Consider the following 20,518-nt stretch of genomic DNA (forward strand, 5'->3'; position numbering starts at 1 on the left):
AATTTTTCCATATTCTATCTTTTCATACATAGGAAGCAGGCATTGTTCATAACATAATAAGGTTGAAAAGGAGTGATTTCATTGGCGAATCAAAAAAAGAAAACATTACCGCCTCAGCACCAGAACCAGCAGCCTGGTTTTGAATATCTGATGGACCCGCGTCCGGTTTTTGATAAGCCGAAGAAAGCGAAAAAATTAGAGGGCAAAACCGCTATTATTACTGGAGGAGACAGCGGGATTGGACGCGCTGTCTCGGTGTTATTCGCAAAAGAAGGGGCTAATGTGGTCATTGTGTATTTGAATGAACATCAGGACGCCGAGGAAACAAAGCAGTATGTAGAAAAGGAAGGGGTAAAATGCCTGCTGATTGCAGGAGATGTCGGGGATGAAGCGTTTTGCAATGATGTGGTCGGGCAGGCAAGCCAAGTGTTTCCATCCATTGATATATTGGTTAACAATGCAGCTGAGCAGCATGTCCAGCCAAGCATTGAAAAAATCACCAGCCACCAGCTGATGAGAACCTTCCAAACAAACATTTTTTCCATGTTTTACTTAACAAAGGCAGTGCTGCCTCATTTAAAAAAAGGGAGCTCTATTATTAATACCGCTTCAATTACCGCCTATAAAGGCAATAAAACGCTGATCGATTATTCAGCGACAAAAGGCGCGATCGTTACGTTTACAAGGTCCCTTTCCCAGTCGCTTGTTCAGCAGGGCATACGGGTCAATGCAGTGGCACCGGGTCCCATTTGGACACCGCTTATCCCGGCCAGCTTTGCCGCAAAAGACGTGGAAGTGTTTGGTTCAGACGTGCCGATGGAACGCCCGGGACAGCCGGTCGAAGTGGCGCCAAGCTATCTATACCTTGCCAGCGACGATTCCACATACGTCACAGGGCAGACGATTCACGTCAATGGCGGAACAATTGTGAACGGATAATAAAAAGCCAATCCTTGAAGGATTGGCTTATTCGCTCTGCTTGAGCGCTGCATATTCTTTAGAGAGCGTAAGAAACGCATCTTTATCTTTTTCGTCCAAGGCTTTGTTAATTTGGTCCGTCAGCATGGCAAGCCGACGGTTATACAAGGATTCATCGAGCACCATTTGAATGTAAATATCCGTCATTGTGACATCGAATTCTTTTGTTTTTTGCGTGTTGCGGGACTTCATGAGCTCAGTGTACGATTTTTTCTCTTTCATAAAGAATCCCCCCAATGCCTTTTTTATAGTATATGGATAACGGTCGAAAAAATCAATAAATTTTTATAATTTTTAGACAACTAATACTTGGCAATCTATCGACATATCCTGCAAAATGCCGTAAACCGGCAAATCTTATGAAAGTAAAATCGGTTTATTACTAGTCATTTAGTGCCAGTAAATATCATTAAAAGATGATTTTATCTTAAATGTTAAAAAAACCTGTCGTTTTACAAAAACAGATGATAGATTATTAGTATAAATTTTGCAGAAAAAGGATGGAGGCCATAATATGAGTCAGAAAACAGACGCACCTTTAGAATCGTATGAAGTGAACGGCGCAACAATTGCCGTGCTGCCAGAAGAAATAGACGGCAAAATCTGTTCCAGAATTATTGAAAAAGATTGCGTGTTTTATGTCAACATGAAGCCGCTGCAAATTGTCGACAGAAGCTGCCGATTTTTTGGATCAAGCTATGCGGGAAGAAAAGCAGGAACTTATGAAGTGACAAAAATTTCACACAAGCCGCCGATCATGGTGGACCCTTCGAACCAAATCTTTTTATTCCCTACACTTTCTTCGACAAGACCCCAATGCGGCTGGATTTCCCATGTGCATGTAAAAGAATTCAAAGCGACTGAATTCGACGATACGGAAGTGACGTTTTCGAATGGGAAAACGATGGAGCTGCCGATCTCTTATAATTCGTTCGAGAACCAGGTATACCGAACAGCGTGGCTCAGAACCAAATTCCAAGACAGAATCGACCACCGCGTGCCGAAAAGACAGGAATTTATGCTGTACCCGAAAGAAGAGCGGACGAAGATGATTTATGATTTTATTTTGCGTGAGCTCGGAGAACGGTATTAGAAAAATAGGAAGGAGCTGACCGAACAGGGCAGCTCCTTTCATAAAGCTATGCCGTCGGAATTCCTCCGGTGATGCCATATACCTGAGATGTCACATAGCTTGAATTCTCTGAAGCTAGAAATACATAAACATCGGCCAATTCCACTGGCTGACCAGCGCGATTTAATGGAGCTGGCGGCGTGCCTTGTCCGAATTTCGGGATGTTTTCCGTCGGCTGTCCGCCGGAAATTTGCAGCGGTGTCCAAATTGGTCCGGGTGCAACTGAATTTACTCTGATGCCTTTGGAAGCAAGCTGTTTTCCCAGTCCAACGGTAAAGCCGATAATGGCGTTTTTTGTTGCTGCGTAATCTAACAACATCGGGCTTGGATTATAGCCTTCAACTGAGGTAGTTGTGATAATTGAAGCTCCCTCCGGCAAATACGGAAGCGCCGCTTTTACAACCCAGTAAAGGGAAAAGACGTTCACTTCAAATGTTTTATAGATTTGTTCAGTAGGCAGATCTTCGATGTTTTCGACCGCTTGCTGTTTGCCTGCAACGAGCGCTAGCACATCAAGTCCGCCGAGTTTGTGATGCGACTGTTTGACTAGATCTTGGCAAAAGGATTCGTCGCTCAAATCTCCGGGGATCAGCACTGCTTTTCGGCCTTCTGCTTCAATCAGCTCTTTTACCTCTTCAGCATCTGGCTGTTCCTCGGGCAAGTAGTTAATGGCCACATCGGCACCTTCTCTGGCGTAAGCAATCGCGGCAGCGCGGCCGATACCGGAATCGCCGCCCGTGACAAGCGCTTTTCGACCCGTTAGTTTACCTGATCCTTTGTAGCTTTTTTCTCCGCAATCAGGGACAGGCTTCATGTTCTTTTGCAGGCCTGGCGGCTCTTGATATTGTTCAGGAAATTCATCATGAAAAAATGCTTTTATAGGATTCGTAAGATTTGAATCAGACATCATCAACGCTCCTTTTCTGTTTGGTGTACATTCGTATGTGTACCCCTGAGCATAAGCAGAAAAACATGTTTTGGCAGTTTGAATAGTGAAGGAAAAAGAAAACAAGAAAAAACAAAGACTTCTTCCATATTTATCTTGTCAAATAAGACTATATGAATTATGATAAATTCGAGCTATAAATCAACTAAATATTGGGTGTTGGGGGAGTGAATCGTCATGAAAAAAGCGGCCGCGGTTTTGCTGTCACTCGGTCTCGTTTTCGGTTTTTCATACGGAGCTGACCATGTGGCGGAAGCCAAAACAAAGGTGAAGGTCTATAAGAACTGCAAGGAGTTAAACAAAGTATACAAAGGCGGAGTGGCTCGCACTTCGAAGGCGAAAAACAAAGGCGGAAAAACAAAGTACAAGCCTTACGTTTCTAAGGCGCTTTACGATGCCAATAAAAAGAAAGACCGCGATAAAGATCTTATCGCCTGTGAACGGTAAATAAGAAAAAGCAATCTGGTGTCCAGATTGCTTTTTCTATTGCTTAAGCCGCCTGATCGGCCGCAGCGCTTTTCGCCTTCCTTGTCATAAGGCTGACTGCCATCATGACCGAGATATTCAAAAGCAGGGCAACGATGCCTACATTCAAGTCTTTTGCGGCTTGCGGCAGCGCCGGAAATAAAGTGCCGATCGTCGTTTCCGTCATTGTAATATAAGTAACTGCTCCGACACCTGCAATAATGCCGGCGAAGGCTCCTTGCTTTGTCACCATATTATGCTTGAACAGGCTGAACAAAAGGGCGGGGAATAGCTGTGTGACAAGGCTGTAGCCCATCAAAAGCAACGTAACGATGGTATTCCCGCCTTTGAAGGTAAAATACACCGAAATCAACGCAATCACCGGCACTAAAAACTTAGCAAGAGCCGATACCTGTTGTTCTGTCGTGCGGGGCGCAATTACCTTGTACACATTTTTTGCAAACAGCGTGGAGGCGGACATTAAGATCATAGACCCTGGCACAAGTGCTGTCAGCAGTCCGGCAGCACCGATAATTCCGACAAACCAAGGGTCAAATGCTTGCAGAGACAGTCTCAAAAGCGATAGATCCCCGTCTGCGCCTTTCAGATCTGGAACTTGCAGGATAGCCGCGAAGCCGACGAAAAGGACGAAGAGCAGGACCAGCTGGTACAAAGGCATGATGATGGCGTTTTTACGAAAGACTTTTGGGTTTTCGGCTGAATACGAAGCGGAAAACGTGTGAGGCCACATGTAAAACCCGAGCGCTGTCAAGAGTACGGTTGAACTGAACCATGCCGCACTTTGTCCCGATTCGGGGAGCGTAAGAAAGCCAGGCTTTGCCGTTTCAATCTGCTGAAACATGTCTTGAAATCCGCCGTAGTAATGAATTGGCAAATACACACCTAAAAACAAAACGACAACCAGAATCATGATGTCTTTCACAACCGATATCCAGGCAGACCCGTGAATGCCGGAAACCATAACATAAACCGTGATGGATATAGCGCCGATCCAGATGGCGGCGGTCGGGGGGATTTTGCCGTACGAGGTTTCCGATACAATCAGCCCGAGGCCTTTCAGCTGCAGCACAAGATAGGGAATGAGTGCGGCGATGCCGACCAGTGAAACGAGAATGCCAAGCAGCGGACTGTTGTATTTTTTTGTAAAAAAATCAGACTGCGACATCAGTTTATGCTGTTTCGCGTACGTCCAAACTGCCGGAAGAAGCCAGTAAGAAAGGATGTAGGCCAGACATCCGTAGGCGATGATATAAAAGGCTGGACCGCCCTTTCCGTAGGCCCAGCCGCTGCCGCCGAGAAACGTAAAAGTAGTATAAATTTCGCCTGCCATCAAAAGGAAGACGAACACAGTTCCGAAGCCGCGCCCTCCAACCGTCCACTGCTCCAGGTTCATGTCTTTTCCTTTTTGGGCGCGTATACCGAGAAAAATACTCAAGAGCAGGACACCGAAAATGATGATGAGAGCTGCATTCATTTTGCTTCCTCCTTTTTATTTTCCTTGTCGAGGACATACACAATCGCCATCAGCGCAGAGGTCAAAAGAGCCCACATCACAATATAGGCAAGAATAAACGGCATGCCGAACACATAGGGGGTCACCTTATTTGCAAAAGGGATGCCGAGTAAGATTCCGATAAAGGGCAAAGCGGCAAGAACGTGAATCAGTTTCATAGAATCCTCCTTCTATTTAGGATTGGGGTGTACAAGCCTAAGCGTACTGAAAATGATGTCGCAGATATGGCAGCGCATGTCACTTTTTAGGGTGAAAGGCTGTGGTTCGAATTATAAATAAATTTATTTTGTTTGTATAGTGTGAATTGTCTGAAATTAATGCTCTGAATCGCCCGAAGAGGGAACGGGCAGTATGATTCAAAAGGCTCGGAGTCTGTCCGGGGCAAATAGATAGTATGTTAATAATTCGCTGACCTGCTCACGGATTCGCGGATTAAAATAGCGATGGTTTTCTTCATAACCGTCGATGACAAATGTATAGAGCGTAAAGGCCTCATCGCGTTCCGTCTCGCGGATTGCAATTTTTCTTTTCCTCAGTTCTTTTCTGACCTCCATCAAATCCTTTTGTGCTATTTTTAATGATTCGCCGATAAGCTGTTTATAAGGATGCTTCAATTTTAATGTGCTTTCTTCAATTCCGGCGAGATCACGGTTAAAAATCGTAATGGCCATGGGCAAAAAGAGAGCCCGTTCAATTAAATCGTATATTTCCTCCTGCAGATTTGGCATATTGACTCCTTCTTTCTAAGGGAACGTTTGTTCTATTTGTATTCTATATCGGCTGGTGAAATGTTTCAAGACAGAAAAAATCACCAAAACTTTTTAGTTTTCTGCTGATAATGTGTAGAATAAGGATAGACAAACCCGGTAAGGAGTATAAATGTTGGAGCATTTTTTATCCTATTTGACACAAGAACATTTAACTGAATTATTTCAAAGCTATAGGGCTTTCGGTCCGCTCATAGCTGTGCTGCTGCCTTTAATTGAAGCATTTCTCCCGTTTTTGCCGCTGATCGTGTTTGTGGTGGCGAATACGAACTCGTTTGGCTTGTGGGAAGGATTCATCCTGTCTTGGGCGGGATCAACTGCTGGTTCCATTCTCGTATTTTTGATTGTCCGTCAATACGGACAGAGAAAATTGCTTGGATTTATCCGCAGTCATCCGTCTGTAAGAAAGCTGATGTTATGGGTGGAAAGGCACGGCTTCGGTCCCATGTTTCTTCTGCTTTGTTTTCCATTTACACCGTCAGCCGCGGTGAATGTGGTTGCTGGTTTGTCAAGGATCGGAACGCGGCCGTTTATTTTGGCGGCAGCCTCGGGGAAGCTTGTCATGATTTTTATGATCAGCTTCATCGGATATGATCTGCACGCGCTGATTACACAGCCGATTCGAACGGTCATCGCCGTATTGGTGATCACTGTCTTATGGTATGTCGGCAAAAAGGTGGAGCGGTATCTGCATGTAAGAGCCAGTCAGCGTGAGCATGATGGAGGGAGACAGTAACATGAAAAAACGGTTTTGGTTTCTTGCCGGTGTAGTGTCCGTTGTTCTCGCCATTCAGGTTAAAAATGCTGTCTTTATTGATTACAAGGTAGAAGGCGTCAGTATGAACCCGACCTTCCAGGAAGGAAACGAATTGTTGGTCAATAAATTTTCGCATCGATTTAAAACCATCCATCGTTTTGACATCGTCCTTTTTAAAGGCCCTGATCATAAAGTGCTGATTAAACGGGTAATCGGCTTGCCCGGTGAAACGATCAAATATAAAGATGATCAGCTGTATGTGAACGGAAAGCAGGTTGCTGAGCCATTTTTGAAGCATTTGAAATCTGTTTCTGCTGGCAGCCATGTAACGGGTGATTTTTCTTTGAAAGATGTGACGGGAACAAGCAAGGTGCCGAAAGGAAAATATTTTGTCGTTGGAGATAATCGCATATACAGCTTCGACAGCCGGCATTTTGGTCCGATAAGAGAAAAAAATATTGTCGGTGTGATTTCTGATGCCGAATAAAAAGACGCTAATGGAAGAGGCGTCTTTTTGTATGCCGTTTGGAAAAATGTGTTGAAGAAAAATTTGCAAGGAGCTATAATCAAAATTGTTACCTGTGCAACAAAATTTATATATTTTTTGATTGGAGGGCCGTTTTTATTGGTTTTTGTTCGTTTTTCATGAAACAAAAGGAGTGGTGAATGATGATGAAATATGAAGCAGTGATTATAGGAGGAGGACCGGTTGGATTTATGCTGGCTTCTGAGCTTGCGATGGCCGGAGTGGGAACATGTGTGATTGAACGGCTTGAAAAACCTGTTCCGCATTCCAAGGCGTTGACGCTGCATCCCCGAACGCTGGAGCTCCTTGAGATGAGAGGGATTTTAGAGCGGTTCGTATCCAAGGGAAGCAAGATACCTTCCGGACATTTTTCAATGCTGGATACCCGTCTGGATTTTTCAGGCTTGGATACGAGCTGTCCTTACACGCTTTTGCTCCCGCAGTCCAAAACAGAAAAGCTGCTTGAAGATCATGCACGAAGGCTGGGAACAGAGGTGTTTCGGGGTGCAGAGGCGCTGTCGGTTACGCAAAACGGGGAAGCGGTCCAAACGATTTTTAAGGATCGGGACGGCAGTGTACGGACGATCACAAGCAAGTTTGCCGTTGGGGCAGATGGCGCCGGGAGTACCGTCCGGAAACAGGCAAAAATTGAGTTTCCGGGAACAGACAGCACTGTCACCGCTGCGCTTGGGGATGTGGCGCTCCTTTCTCCGCCGCCGTCAGGCGAGCTGTCCCTTTGCACAAAAGAGGGCGGTGTTATGATTGTTCCGTTATCTCCAGACCGATACCGTGTCGTTGTGATCAGTCCTTATCGCACGCAAACGCCGAAAGATGTGCCTGTGACTGAGGAAGAGCTGAAAGCTGACCTCCTGCGAATTTGCGGAACTGACTTTGGTTTAAGCGATCCTTCGTGGATGTCGCGGTTCGGGAACGCCGCGCGCCAAGCGAAACGGTATCGGGACGGCAGAATCTTTCTTGCGGGTGATGCCGCGCATATTCATTTTCCAGCGGGCGGGCAAGGGCTGAATGTCGGCCTTCAGGATGCAATGAACCTTGGGTGGAAACTGGCGGCGGCCATCAAAGGCTCTGCGCCTTCATGGCTTTTGGACAGCTACCATGACGAGCGGCACCCGGCAGCTGAAGGGCTCCTCAGAAACACGGAGGCACAGACAAAGCTGATCGATTTCACTCAAGCAGGCCTCCATTTGCGAAGCATGATGTCGGAGCTGCTGGCCTTCCCTGATGTGAATCGATATGTAGCAGGGCAAATTTCTGCACTCGATGTCAGATATGAAGCTGATCGTACCATGCCGCCGAATCGTTTGAACGGGGCAAGGCTCCCTGACATGAAGCTGATTCTTTCCGACGGCAATTCGGAACGGCTGTACAGCTTTCTCCAAAACGGGACATTCGTTTTGCTGTCATTGAGGCAGGAAGCTGATGATCATATCGAAGTGAAAGGCTTACGTATGGTAACCGCCTCGCTTGCAGAACCGAATGAAAAGTTGCGGGATGTGCATACCATATTGATTCGTCCCGATGGACATGTAGCCTGGGCGGTGGATGCATCAGCGCCCGATTGTTCCGAGGTGATTCAAAAAGGGATCAGCCGCTGGTTTTCCGTCACCAGCCGAGTATAATTCAATTCGATTGTTTCATCTGTAACAAAACGGTATGATAGAAGAAACAATCGAATGAAAAAGGATGGAAAACCCGATGAACACAGATCATACGAAACGCAATCTTTTTGAATTGTATGCGGAGCTCATTCATCAACAGGAGAAATGGGAGGGGCTTATTAAAGCCTTTTTATCTGACGAATTGAGGAAGCTGGATGTAGAGCACGGGAGTAAATCTCAATTGACGATGACAGAAATTCATGTTCTATCCTGTGTCGGGGACAATGAACCAATTAATGTCACGTCGATAGCAGAAAAAATGAATACGACAAAAGCGACTGTATCACGCATCAGCACAAAATTGCTCGGCGCAGGCTTCCTTCACAGAACACAGCTTAGCGATAATAAAAAGGAGGTCTACTTCCGATTGACGCCTGCTGGAAAAAAGCTGCACAGTTTGCACAAATATTATCATCAGAAGGCTGAACAGCGTTTTCTGTCATTTTTTGACCGCTATACCGAGGAAGAGATTCTTTTTGCGGAACGGCTGTTTCGGGATCTGGTGACAAAATGGTATCCGTCGTCAGAAGAAATTGAAGGGGGGCTTCCTAGCATTTTTAAATAAAAAACACGCACTGCGGTGCGTGTTTTTCGCTTTTTTCTATCTTTTTCAAGGCTGTAACGTAAATCAGATTTCCTCTTGAAGAATGAAATTCAAGATGTTCAGGAATTTGCACTGCTTATACGATATGTCTATTAGTATCTTTATTTTATACGTTTTTTACTGTGTTTTTGATGCTTTGTTTTCAAGGGAAATAGGGTCTTCTGTTTTAGTTCTCCTAATCTTTACAGAAATACCTACTAGAATGACCGCCATAGTTGTAAATATTCCCATGGTTAATAAGATCGTATCCTGATTTAAACTCCATCCAATTAAGAAAGAGATGATCGCTCCTCCGAAACTTGCCGAGGCAATAAATAAACTTGTAACTTCGTCAACGTACTTCTGAATAATGATTGATGCTAGTGTTAAAGCAATGGGAAATATCCCCGCTATACTTAGGCCAATCAAAAATGTACCACCCAATTGAAGTATTGGGTTACTTATATAAGAGAAGGCAATTAACAAAACAATTAAACAACTACAGCTAAAAAGAAGGTATTTGGAAAAATCAAGCCTTCTACTTACGAAACCAATCAATATTCTTCCTATGATGATCCCTACCCAGAAAAAGGAGACACTTATAAGACTAATTTGTTCATTGTCTTGGTTTATCATGATTGAAGGTAAAAAGTTGGCAAAATTTGTTTCGATTCCAGCATATAGGAAAGCAAAAAATACAAAAAAGCCTAATTGCTTTGATTTTTTTCTATCTCCTATAAAGTATTGAAATGCTCCTCCGTCTGGAAAGGTCACTTGTTGGTTAGCATTCTTAGCGTACTTTCGGTTCTTGGACAAGAAAATTAACCACCCTACGAATAGGACGAATAAAAAGGTGAATATACAGTAATACGGTAAAAACCAGTTATTGATATCTATGAAGGAATTAATTAATAATGGGAAAGATAAAGCGCCTAATCCAAAGAGAACTTCCAGCTTACTCATTTTTTCTGCATTACTTTCGAAATTAGCAATAACAAATGAACCAACTGTCGTTTCTAATGTGCCTGCCCCATATCCTAAGAGAAAAGCCATTACAACAATATAATACCAATCCTTAGTTAGAAAAAAGATACTTAACGCTACAAGCATTATTGTCAAAGCTAAAGTAAGTGTCCTAAAATGACTGTATTTCTTAATCATTAACGGTGCGATTAATACTCCGCTTAGAAATCCGGTAAACTGAAAGAAGATTATGACCGAAATATCATCTGTTGTCTTGTTAAAAGCCTCTAATAGAAATGGTGTCAAACTCCCTGTTGATATATGGATAATACCTACTGTAAAAAAGAAAGCATATCCGAATAAATATGTCCCTCTTAACATTCATTACACCCCTATATGAAAAAGCAGGAAAGTAAATTCCTGCTTTTTTAGTAACTTCTCTCTTTGAAATACTAGTTGACTGCTGAAACAGACATTGGTTGAGAGTTGCTGTCTTTCTCAAAGAACATTTCTAATACTTCCTGAGATCTAAAACCATCACTAAAAGAAGGGATCTCAACCCAATCATTCTGAGTTGATGCAATCCAATTGATTAACTCGCTTCTAAAAGAATCAGCCCATCCATAAAACTCGTTTGGCGGATCGTTTAATAGGCTTTGCGGTACTGGGCAGTCTACCACGTTCAAGCCATCTATGAGTTTGTAAACGTGAGGATTACTTGTGTGGTATTTAAACTCTTTTTTGTGTCCAACTACCTCAATGCTAAAACCACAGTCTTCAGGTACAGAACATTTTGATGTGATGATATTTACAAATACCTTGTTCTTCAGCTGGCCATAAATTTCTGCATAGTCATCTACAAGTACCTGTTTATCCTCTTTTGTTTTTACATTTGTGTTCATCTTTGCCCTTACTGATTCTGTGATGAAATCACTCTCGAACAAATACCATACCATGTCAATAAGGTGAATACCCAGATCCCCCAATGACCCGCTGGTTTTCTTACTATTAGCGTCATCTCTCCAAGTAAACTTCTTACGTCTAAGTGCACTATTTTTCTTGAAGTGTACTTTTATGGACAGGATGTTACCTAGTTCATTATTGATAATTAAGCTTTTTAAGATATTTACGTAAGATAAATATCTATAATTAAATCCCATACTGGCTCTTACGCTCAACCTTTCAGCAGTATCTTTCATTATGCCTGCTTCTTCAAGAGAAATAGCCATAGGCTTTTCACACAAAACATGCTTATGTTTTCCTAATGCTTGCAAAGCATGTTCTTTATGGCAAAAGTTTGGTGATGCTACAATTAAACCTTCTGAGGCATCAATTAGTTCATCTACGTTTTCAAATGACTTCCCGCCGAAAGTTTTCACAAAGCTTTCCGCGTTTTGTTGATTTATGTCATATACCCCTACTAACTCTGCATTTTTTATTGTAGATAAAGCAGTTGCATGCGCTCTTGCAATACCACCTGCACCTATGATGCCTATCTTCTTCATTTTTATTTCCTCCTCATGATCCAATTAATTTTTTTAAGGTATTAGTAATTCCTTTTGAGTACTCACTATCAGTTATAAGGTGGTGCAAGTTTTTGGCTTCCTGTGTTGCATTTTTTAGCAGATATCCATTCCCTACTGTCTGTAACATACGAACATCATTTCCACTATCCCCAAATGCGATAGCTCTTTCGGTATTTAGGTTGTATTTCTCTAACATAAACGTTACAATTTCATTCTTTCCTGTCCCTATGGGGATAAAATCTACATCATAGCTGTCTTCTGGATCGCCTGCTAAGGGATTACACCGATTTATATTTACTGAAACGCCGTATTCTTCGCAGATTTTTTCAATTGCTAATAGGTTTTTCTTGTCGTTTATTTCATCTTGTTCCTGATAGTAGAAGTTATGCTTATACCGTGACTTTCCTAATTGAGTTTGAGGATTCAAAAGAATGTTATGATTTTCATGCAGCTGTTTCACAAGTTTTTCAACCTTTTCTTTACTAAACCCTTCATTTATGCGACTGTTCCACTTGTTATCTTGCTGACCGAAGTTATGCTCTGAAAAGTACGTAATTTCAGTTCCAAGATCACTAGCTATAAAATGCGGAAAATATCTAAATTTTCCTCGTCCCATTTTATCGATAATAGATTCTATACTGCTCCCAGTAACCCATCCGATTATTAGTTCCCCATCTTTACTTTTTTGTTCTAGATAGTCTTCGAGTTCATAAATGTCTTGTTGTTTTTGTTCGTCGATTGTATGCGGAAAATACGTTTCATCAAAATCACAAAAAACAATATACTGAGGATGTTCAACCGTGGATAACGTTTTATACTCCGATTTCTTGCTTAATAACATGAAACAGTCCCTCCATTACTCTGTCTTGTTCTTCTAAAGTAAATGACGGATATAAAGGCAAATGCAGTACCTGACTATGAGCCTTTTCCGTATGAACCAATGGGAGTCCTGCATACTTGTCCTGTACTAAAGGAGTTTTTTGCATATGAGACAGTATTGGATAATATACATCTGTTTGAACACCAAAATCTTCATTTAATTTAGTCATGATATCTGCCCTATCTTCTGTTCTTACCTTAATAGGAAACAGATGCCATACATGATCTTCACTTAATTCTGGTAATTCAATAAAGCCTTTATTCTGCAACTCTGCTAATTGGGTAATGTATCTATCCGCCAAGAACAGTCTTTTGAAGTTGTTTAATGAAAGGTACTTCATTCTCTCTAAACCAATTGCTGCCTGTAAATTGTCCATTTTTGAATTAAATCCAAAATTGATGACTTTCTTATTTTTTACATTTACTTCAAAACCATGATAACTAAATTGAATGCATTTTTTAGCGAGTTCTTCATTATCAGTTGCTATTGCCCCAGCCTTGCCACATACACCCAAATTCTTATAGGGATTAAAACTTAATGTAGTGATGTCTGCATACTTTCCTAAGTCTGTCAGTCCAATTCCTTGGCAGGCATCTTCAATTACTTTCAATTTATAACGATTTGCGATTTGACGGATATGCTGCATGTCTGAATGTTTTCCGTATAAATGCACAGGTAGAATAAACTTTGTATAAGGAGTTATTGCTTCTTCAATTTTGTCAGGATCGATGCAGAATGTTTGTGGGTTAATATCTACATAGATAGGAACGCCTCCCAAAGCTAACACAGCATTTTCAGTAGCTGAAAAGCTATTAGCCGGCATGATAACTTCATCCCCTGGTTTTAACCCTAAAGCCAATAAACCTATCATAATAGCATCGGTTCCACTGCTGGTTGCAATTACATACCTTTTATGTAAATATGTAGATAAAACTTTTTCGAATTGCTCTAAATAGGGACCACTCGTAAATTTTCCAGTTGGCAAAACTTCAGTTAATGTATTTAAGATATCTTCCACTTCATCATTGGTTATTAATCTGTCTACAGGCAAAAAAGGGACTTTACTGATTTCACGATTTTTTTGATAGTTGAAAAGATCATGTTCAATATCTATCTTTTCTTTTAATACTTGTTTCCACCGCTCGTTTACAATACTGTCTTCAATAACAAGTTCTTTTCCTTGTACGTCACCTTTTAAGTGTTTTAATAGTGACATGTTTTCTTTGCTTTTACCTGAAATCTTAACCTGTTTTTGCATGAACAGTACCTCCAATGATTTTATAATCTAAAAATTTATTACAAATTTATCCTAATTTCTGAAATCGGTAACATGTCAACAACTTTTTTAAGGAAGGGAAAATATGCCTACAATTGATGAAATAGCAAAATTATGCAACGTGTCTAAAACCACAGTGTCAAGAGTATTGAATAATCATCCTTATGTGTCGAAAGAAAAAAGAGATATGATCTTAAAGGCAATTAACGAACTTGACTACACTCCCAATTATTTAGCTCGGAATTTTAGGAGAAATAAGACACAAACGATAGCTTTATCGGTTCCGAGTATCGACCATCCATTTTTTGCTCAATTAATAAAAGGGGTCTCTCATGAAGCACTGTTTAAGAATTACAAGGTAATTGTATTTCAGACCTTTTATGACAAACAGACAGAGCTAGAATTGTTAGAGTTATTGAAGCATAAAGAAGTGGATGGTATTATTCTTGGAACTTTAGAAAATGAATGGGATCAGATATCCCCTTTCTTAAAGTATGGTCCTATCTTATTATGTAATGAATATCATCACTCAGCGGACATCACGATAATTGGGTATGATGAATTTGAAGCTACATACATGGGGGTAGTACATTTAATTGAAAGAGGGCATAAAAAAATTGGGTTTTGTTTTGATACTCCATATAGCGAAGCTCAATGTCAGAGGAAAGAGGGTTATTTGAAAGCTTTACAAGATTACGATTTACATCATAGAAGCGAATGGATATTCGGCGAAATGTTTAATATCGAGGATGGCTTTCGTGTTTTTCATAAGATAAAGGATCTAAAGGACAGACCCTCAGCAATATTTACAGGAAATGATCAAGTCGCCGCAGGGATTATTAAACAGGCGATGAAAAATGGCTTTAAAGTTCCAGAAGACTTAGCTGTAATTGGTTTTGACAACCAATTGATCTGCCAAGTCGTTACTCCGACCATAACAACAATTGATATCCCCGTAATAGAATTAGGTCAACAGGCTGTGTTGAAAATCATCGAGTCCATTTCGGGTAATGCCACTTTAAACAGAAGAATTATTAAACTGCCAACAAAGCTTATTATAAGAGAATCAACGTAACGATAGATTTCCCTTTATCATTTTATATCTTTATATAAGAAAAAGAGGTTATTCATTTTAACCTCTTTTTCAATCGTAAGTCGTCAATTATTTCTTTCATTTCACCCTCTGGCAGCATTCACTTCAAACCTGATCCATTAACAACGAAAATCCGCTTATATTTCCTCATCTCGATGGTTTGCGAATTAAAAGTTCTTGAACCCTTTTTTCAACTAGGCACTACTGCCGCTGATTGAGCTCTTTTTGTCTTTTTTTTCACCATGAAGATGGTGAAGCAGGCGATAAAACGGCGGCAGCAGGGCAATAACCAGAATGACGCGAATGACCTGAACCGCAACTACAAAGGTGGAATCAGCATGTAAGGTAACTGACGTCGTCGCCATCTCTGCAATCCCGCCGGGCGCAAAGGCCAGAACAGAAGTGATGAGCGAAATTCCTGTCAGCTCGGAAACGATCACGGCGCTCAAAAACATTGCTGCGATTAAACCGACGGACGAGACAAACCCGACGATGATAATACGGGTGACGCCGGCAAACATGCTTTTGTACATCTTAGAGCCGATCGTTGCCCCGAGAAATACTTGTGATACATGGTTAGCTTGTGATGGCCACCATGCCGTCATGTCGTGCCCTGTCACCGCAGCTCCGCCAAGATGTACAATTGCTACACCGAGCATGCTGCCGAGCAGCCATGGAGCTGGAAATTTTAAAAATTTCGCAGCTTTGCAGGCTCCCCAGGCAGCGAGAATAAGAATGACGGTCCATAAAACGGGAGCGAGCCTAAAATCTGTCGTTGCAGAAGAAATCGTCTCTGCTGCGGCACTTGCGGTATGATCTTGTTTTGTATAGATCAGAATGACTAAAAACGGAATGGAAAGCACCACGAGCAGCACACGCATCATTTGAACGAGGCTGACTATAGCGGTGTTGGCGCCTACTTCCTGTGCGATGCTCGGCATGGCGGAAAGCCCGCCGGGAGCGGTGCCGACAAAGCTAGTCATCATATCCGTTTTGCTGAAACGCCAAAGCACATATCCTGACAGCATGGCCAGCAGGATAGACAATATCAGCATAACGCCGACTGAAAACCAATGGTCTTTGAGAACAGAGAGAACGGATAAATTCAGCTTTTGGCCCAATTCGATGCCGAGGATCATCTGCCCGAGGGCGAGCCATCGTCGGTTAATTCCTTTTTGGTCTGGTGCCATCATCAGCCATGCCGGCCGTATCATGGCGAGGCAGCAGGCGACAATCAGTGTTCCGATCATCCATCCAATTGATATTCCGGTTAATGAAAGAATAAACCCCCCGGCTGCACTGATTGCGATAAACCATAGATCTTTGAGGAGATTTTCGTCTTTCTTCAATGTAAAACCCTTCTTCCTTTTTCACGTAACACTCCAATTGTTCACGTAGTGAATGTATTTATTACTATAGTATATTTTTGTTGATAAAGAAATTATGAATTATTTTCTATAAGCGATTCACTTTTCTTATGACCTTGTGTTCGAGCTTTTCTATTGTGTAAGTCAGAGATAAACCCGCTGTCAGCAGACACACGGCAAGAGCGTAAAAAATCACTTCTCCGCCAAATGATGTCAGGATCAGCCCGCCTGCCAGCGGTCCGATTGAGCGGGATATATCCCAATGCAGACCATAGACAGCATAAAACCGGCCCAGCAAATGAGGCGGCGCCAATTTCGATATGAAGGTCTGGATGTGGGTTAGCCCGATGCTTTCGCCAACCGTCATCACCGCTGCCGTCACTAAAAGCATTGTCAGGGAGGTTGAGCATGCAAAACCGGCAGCCGTAAGGGAGTAGCAAATATAAGTAATGAAAAGGATTGTTTTCATTGAAAGCTTTTCTGTCCCTTTGACAAGAGGAACTTGGAGAACAAAGCTGAATAAAGCTTTTGCCGCCGAGTAGATCGTCAGTATTGACAGATAATCAGAAAACATGTTTTTGCTGAAGAGCCTGTATGTTGTTTCTGTTTGTGCATATAACATGCTTATGGGGAGAGAAAGCAGCAAAAGAAGCAGGACAGGCCTGTATATCGTAAAGCTCGCGGACATTTTCGGGGTAACAGCTGGGTGTAGCGGCTTTGTCTCAGGCAGTTTCAGTGCAGCGATCAGAAAGTAGATAAACAATGCTGCAGCATCTAATGCGAATATCCACACGGGGTTATGATTGTACAGCAGCATCCCCACTAGCGGTCCTGCCGTCAGACCCGCTGAATAGATCGCATTGATGACCGCAAACACTTCCGAACGTCTGCTTTCCGGCGTGCTTTCAGCGATTTGGGCGCGGGAAGCGGGAATGTACAACGATCTTCCGATGCCATTCATGACATAGAGAATAGCGAAAACATACGCATGCTCAGCAAATACAAACCCTGTCATTGCCGCTGATTGAAGAAGCAATGCGGTCAAAATCGCTGTGCGCCGCCCAATCCGGTCCGCCGCCTTTCCTGCAGTGAGCGTCAGGAAAATATCAGCAAATGGCTGAAGGCTGATGATCAGCATTGGCATCATGATACTGCCGTTTAATTGTTCATGCAGATACAGCACCATAAAAGGTCCCATCATTGCACCTGTCAGGCTTGTCAGCAATTCGCCGAAAAAGCGGAGCCGAACGGGAGCGGTATATCTTGATTTTATAGAGTGAAAACTGGTCAACATGTGATCGCCGCCTTTCGCTGTTTGATATAGTAGTAGTGTATAGAAGGGGCGGCGGCCCAAAAAGTGAAGAAAAGAAGAAATAAAAGTTCCCCTTTTGTCGGGAGGTGCGGGGATTGAAGCTGATAGAGCACTACGTGGCGCTTGTAAAAACAGGCTGCGCCGAGTATGGACAAATGAACGAAATGACGCTCACTGAGATTGCCGACTGTTTATTTTGTACAGAAAGAAATGCAAAGCTCATTTTACATAAGCTGGAGAACAGCAATTGGATTATCCGGGAAAGCGGGGCGGGGCGCGGCCGTAAATCTAAAATTGCGTTTCTTCGGAGGCCTGAGGAACTGCTTCTTCAAACTGCCAAGGAATATACCATGTCAGGAAAGCTTAAAAAGGCAAAGGAGCTGCTTCAGCAGTATCAGTCCGCGTTTCCAGGGCTTCAAAACGAATATAACATGTGGCTTTCAGAGGTATTCGGATTTGTGTCGGAGACAGGCGAGAATGGGGCGAAGGATGTCCTGCGGCTGTTCATCACGCCTGAATCTGTCAGCAGTTTGGATCCATGCCAAATATTTTTGCGGTCTGAGGGCCATTTCGTCAAACAGATATTTGATACACTCTTCACGTTTGATTCGGATATGCAGGAGCCGAAGCCTCATTTGGTTCATGGATGGGAAGAGGTCGGAAAAAAACAATGGAGATTTTTTCTTCGAAAAGGTGTGACATTTCATAATGGACAGCCGCTGACATCGCGGGACGTTGCGTTTACATTTAAGCGCTTTTTGGAACTGGCTGACAACCCGTATAAATGGCTTCTGCACGGAGTGAAACAAGTCTTAGAAAAAGGCCCTTATTGTGTGGAACTCATACTCGATAAGCCGAATGCGCTTTTGCCGTATGCTCTTTGTGATGAACGGCTGTCCATACTGCCGGCAGAACAGGGCGGCGGGAAAAATGGAACAGGGCCTTTTCAGGTGAATCAGCAACACAGCGGGATGCTTGTGCTTGAAGCCAATGAGCGCTACTTCAAGGGACGCCCCTATTTGGATCGCGTTGAGTTTGTGTTTTCTGAGCAAGCCGGAGAGATGAACGGTTTTACCATTCAAGAAAAACAAACATGTCCTGAGCAGCAAACTGTTTTTGATGAGCGGCATGTTCAGTATTTGTCGCTCAATCTGAAAAAGAAGGGGCCTCTTCAGCACCGAAGCTTTAGAAAAGCGCTCCGGCTGCTAATTTCCTCTGAACGGCTCGTTCGTGAAGCGGGAGGGCACCGAATAATCCCGGTTACGTCCTTTTTGCATCCGAGTTCTTTTGAGTGGGAGGGCGTTTCGCCATCTGAATTGTTGAAGAAAAGCGGTTACGAGGGCGAAACAATCGTGCTTTATACCTTTTCGGAAACGGATCATCGTGAGGACGCCGAATGGATTCAAAATATTTGCGCCCAGCACGGTATCAGGCTTACACTTCAATTCTGTGATGCTGCTGATCTGCGACGGCCGGAAACCGTGCAGATGGCGGATATCATTCATGACAGTGCGACGTTTTATCAAGACAGCGAGTTTGGTTTTCTGCATTTGCTGCTGTCGGAGAACAGTTTCTTGTATCAGCATCTATCTGAAAAGCTGACACAGATTTGCTCAGGAATGATAGAGCGGATGTTTTCCATGCCTGACCGCTGTTCGAGAATCAACATCCTGCGTGACATTGACCGGCAGATGATACAGGAGCTGAACGCGATCCCGCTGTATCAAAATGTGCTCCAGGTGACATCAAGTAAAAATGTAAAAGGCCTGGTGCTTGATGAAGAGGGATGGATTGATTTGTACTCCGTATGGCTGTCCAAATAAAAAGAGGGTTCTTTTTTGAACCCTCTTTTTTACGCTGCCATGCTGCGGCATTGTTCAGCACAGGTGAAGCAGGCTTTCGCACATGCTTGGCAATGATCATGATCGTGCTTTCCGCATTCAGTGCCGCATGCTTCACAAATATCGGCGCAAAGTGCACAAATTTCTTTCATAAACGGGCTGTCCGTTTGCATGGCTTTGACCGCCAGCGCGCAAATATCCGCGCATTCCCTGTCAAGCCGGATGCAGCCGCTGAGATGATGCTGCACGCTTTCTTGCAAGCATTTAGTGAAACAATGATTGCAAGCCTTCATACAATCGATGCAAGCCTCAATACAAGCTTCAGAATATTGCTCCATGGTTGATTCCCCCTGTATGGCAGTATATGGTTTTATGTTTCCCGGCTGCATTTGAAAAAAACAGGGGAGTGTGTTTTTAGCTAAGGGGATATGTACATATACCCTGAACGGGTATATCTAACGTTCCATCAGATAGTATAGGAACCAGACAGCGTGATTTTGTTCATCACGTGCTGCGCGCGTAAAGACGCCTTTCGCTTTTAGGTTTGACGTTTCCTCGGCCGCACGCAAGTAAAAGTCGACGGTTTCTTGTTCATCTTTAAAAGCGGCGTCCAGTCCTCTTGTGAAATTGTCTGGGCATTCTTCCGTTTGTTTCGGCATGATGTGTTTGCCGGTAATTGAACCATACAGTGTGGAAAATTCACGGAGGTGGCGAATCTCGTCACGCCTGGTTTCTTCAATCTGTTTTCTGACTTCATCGCTGTGGGCGAGTTCGGCGAGCTTGCGGTAGCATTGAATGGCACTGAATTCTCCGTTGATGGCCTTCTGCAAATTCCGAATCAAACCAGGATCTTCCCTGTATGGCACCGGATAGGGATAGTAGCTGTAATGCAA

Annotated in this window: 22 protein-coding genes; 9 read left to right on the forward strand and 13 right to left on the reverse strand. The window is 43.0% G+C overall.

The genetic code is table 11. The annotated features are described in order from the left end of the window. The first annotated feature begins 81 nt into the window (after window positions 1–81). The gene (locus M1D65_RS05630) at window positions 82–939 is read left to right on the forward strand and encodes an SDR family oxidoreductase (protein WP_021479616.1); all 858 of its coding nucleotides are present in this window, start codon (window positions 82–84) and stop codon (window positions 937–939) included. Window positions 940–966: 27 nt separating this feature from the next. Here M1D65_RS05630 and M1D65_RS05635 read toward each other — a convergent pair whose 3' ends face one another. Continuing rightward, on the reverse strand, window positions 967–1,200 hold the full coding sequence (locus M1D65_RS05635) for an IDEAL domain-containing protein (protein ID WP_003233142.1): 234 nt from the start codon (window positions 1,198–1,200) through the stop codon (window positions 967–969). 292 nt (window positions 1,201–1,492) lie between these two features. Here M1D65_RS05635 and comK point away from each other — a divergent pair, with 292 nt between their 5' ends. Next, window positions 1,493–2,071 carry a competence transcription factor ComK gene (gene comK / locus M1D65_RS05640; protein WP_029317573.1) on the forward strand — a complete coding sequence of 193 codons (579 nt, stop codon included), beginning with the start codon at window positions 1,493–1,495 and terminating at the stop codon, window positions 2,069–2,071. 46 nt (window positions 2,072–2,117) lie between these two features. On the opposite strand, the gene M1D65_RS05645 is transcribed toward comK, so the two are convergent. Beyond that, window positions 2,118–3,017, reverse strand: coding sequence for an SDR family oxidoreductase (locus tag M1D65_RS05645; protein ID WP_041851019.1), 900 nt, complete (start codon window positions 3,015–3,017; stop codon window positions 2,118–2,120). 216 nt (window positions 3,018–3,233) lie between these two features. On the opposite strand from M1D65_RS05645, the gene M1D65_RS05650 reads away from it, so the two are divergent. Continuing rightward, window positions 3,234–3,503, forward strand: coding sequence for an excalibur calcium-binding domain-containing protein (locus M1D65_RS05650; protein ID WP_038829151.1), 270 nt, complete (start codon window positions 3,234–3,236; stop codon window positions 3,501–3,503). Between the two features lie 43 nt (window positions 3,504–3,546). Here the strand turns inward: M1D65_RS05650 and M1D65_RS05655 are convergent, their stop codons facing one another. The 3 genes from M1D65_RS05655 to M1D65_RS05665 form a co-directional block, all read right to left on the reverse strand. Then, a complete protein-coding gene (locus M1D65_RS05655) occupies window positions 3,547–5,016 on the reverse strand; it encodes a sodium:solute symporter family protein (protein WP_249852619.1) in 1,470 nt (489 codons plus the stop codon). Beyond that, the gene (locus tag M1D65_RS05660) at window positions 5,013–5,213 is read right to left on the reverse strand and encodes a DUF3311 domain-containing protein (protein WP_064671202.1); all 201 of its coding nucleotides are present in this window, start codon (window positions 5,211–5,213) and stop codon (window positions 5,013–5,015) included. Before M1D65_RS05660 ends, M1D65_RS05655 begins: the two co-directional genes overlap by 4 nt. A gap of 198 nt (window positions 5,214–5,411) precedes the next feature. Continuing rightward, window positions 5,412–5,783 carry a hypothetical protein gene (locus M1D65_RS05665; protein WP_064671203.1) on the reverse strand — a complete coding sequence of 124 codons (372 nt, stop codon included), beginning with the start codon at window positions 5,781–5,783 and terminating at the stop codon, window positions 5,412–5,414. A gap of 151 nt (window positions 5,784–5,934) precedes the next feature. On the opposite strand from M1D65_RS05665, the gene M1D65_RS05670 reads away from it, so the two are divergent. The 4 genes from M1D65_RS05670 to M1D65_RS05685 all read left to right on the forward strand — a co-directional run bounded on the left by M1D65_RS05670 (window position 5,935) and on the right by M1D65_RS05685 (window position 9,349). After that, entirely contained in the window at window positions 5,935–6,558 is a 624-nt protein-coding gene (locus M1D65_RS05670; RefSeq protein WP_010886465.1) for a TVP38/TMEM64 family protein, read from the forward strand. Between the two features lies 1 nt (window position 6,559). Then, window positions 6,560–7,066, forward strand: a complete 507-nt coding sequence (gene lepB / locus M1D65_RS05675; RefSeq protein WP_003233128.1) for a signal peptidase I — start codon at window positions 6,560–6,562, stop codon at window positions 7,064–7,066. 179 nt (window positions 7,067–7,245) lie between these two features. Then, entirely contained in the window at window positions 7,246–8,745 is a 1,500-nt protein-coding gene (locus M1D65_RS05680; protein WP_456270804.1) for a monooxygenase, read from the forward strand. A gap of 76 nt (window positions 8,746–8,821) precedes the next feature. After that, window positions 8,822–9,349, forward strand: a complete 528-nt coding sequence (locus tag M1D65_RS05685; protein WP_003245853.1) for a MarR family transcriptional regulator — start codon at window positions 8,822–8,824, stop codon at window positions 9,347–9,349. Window positions 9,350–9,505: 156 nt separating this feature from the next. Here the strand turns inward: M1D65_RS05685 and glcP are convergent, their stop codons facing one another. From glcP to ntdA, 4 genes are all read right to left on the reverse strand, one after another. After that, complete coding sequence (glcP, locus tag M1D65_RS05690) at window positions 9,506–10,711, reverse strand: glucose/mannose transporter GlcP (protein ID WP_131227289.1); 1,206 nt, start codon at window positions 10,709–10,711, stop codon at window positions 9,506–9,508. 71 nt (window positions 10,712–10,782) lie between these two features. Further along, a complete protein-coding gene (ntdC, locus tag M1D65_RS05695) occupies window positions 10,783–11,835 on the reverse strand; it encodes a glucose-6-phosphate 3-dehydrogenase NdtC (protein ID WP_456270805.1) in 1,053 nt (350 codons plus the stop codon). Window positions 11,836–11,848: 13 nt separating this feature from the next. Next, on the reverse strand, window positions 11,849–12,697 hold the full coding sequence (gene ntdB, locus M1D65_RS05700; protein WP_017696578.1) for a kanosamine-6-phosphate phosphatase: 849 nt from the start codon (window positions 12,695–12,697) through the stop codon (window positions 11,849–11,851). Continuing rightward, window positions 12,669–13,994, reverse strand: a complete 1,326-nt coding sequence (gene ntdA / locus M1D65_RS05705) for a 3-dehydro-glucose-6-phosphate--glutamate transaminase (RefSeq protein ID WP_163117573.1) — start codon at window positions 13,992–13,994, stop codon at window positions 12,669–12,671. Before ntdA ends, ntdB begins: the two co-directional genes overlap by 29 nt. Before the next feature lie 103 nt (window positions 13,995–14,097). Between ntdA and ntdR the strand changes: the two genes are divergently transcribed. After that, a complete protein-coding gene (gene ntdR / locus M1D65_RS05710; RefSeq protein WP_014479382.1) occupies window positions 14,098–15,087 on the forward strand; it encodes an NTD biosynthesis operon transcriptional regulator NtdR in 990 nt (329 codons plus the stop codon). Between the two features lie 212 nt (window positions 15,088–15,299). On the opposite strand, the gene M1D65_RS05715 is transcribed toward ntdR, so the two are convergent. Both M1D65_RS05715 and M1D65_RS05720 read right to left on the reverse strand, forming a co-directional pair. Further along, entirely contained in the window at window positions 15,300–16,454 is a 1,155-nt protein-coding gene (locus tag M1D65_RS05715; protein WP_101501967.1) for an AbrB family transcriptional regulator, read from the reverse strand. A 106-nt stretch (window positions 16,455–16,560) separates the two neighbouring features. Continuing rightward, window positions 16,561–17,766: an MDR family MFS transporter gene (locus M1D65_RS05720; protein ID WP_101501968.1), complete on the reverse strand. Its 1,206-nt coding sequence runs from the start codon at window positions 17,764–17,766 to the stop codon at window positions 16,561–16,563. 113 nt (window positions 17,767–17,879) lie between these two features. On the opposite strand from M1D65_RS05720, the gene M1D65_RS05725 reads away from it, so the two are divergent. After that, entirely contained in the window at window positions 17,880–19,607 is a 1,728-nt protein-coding gene (locus M1D65_RS05725; protein ID WP_456270806.1) for an ABC transporter substrate-binding protein, read from the forward strand. 29 nt (window positions 19,608–19,636) lie between these two features. Here the strand turns inward: M1D65_RS05725 and M1D65_RS05730 are convergent, their stop codons facing one another. Together M1D65_RS05730 and M1D65_RS05735 are read right to left on the reverse strand one after the other, a co-directional pair. After that, window positions 19,637–19,963: a four-helix bundle copper-binding protein gene (locus tag M1D65_RS05730; RefSeq protein WP_033880479.1), complete on the reverse strand. Its 327-nt coding sequence runs from the start codon at window positions 19,961–19,963 to the stop codon at window positions 19,637–19,639. Between the two features lie 117 nt (window positions 19,964–20,080). Then, window positions 20,081–20,518 carry a ferritin family protein gene (locus M1D65_RS05735; RefSeq protein WP_249849642.1) on the reverse strand — a complete coding sequence of 146 codons (438 nt, stop codon included), beginning with the start codon at window positions 20,516–20,518 and terminating at the stop codon, window positions 20,081–20,083.

This window comes from Bacillus sp. JZ39 (assembly GCF_053903145.1).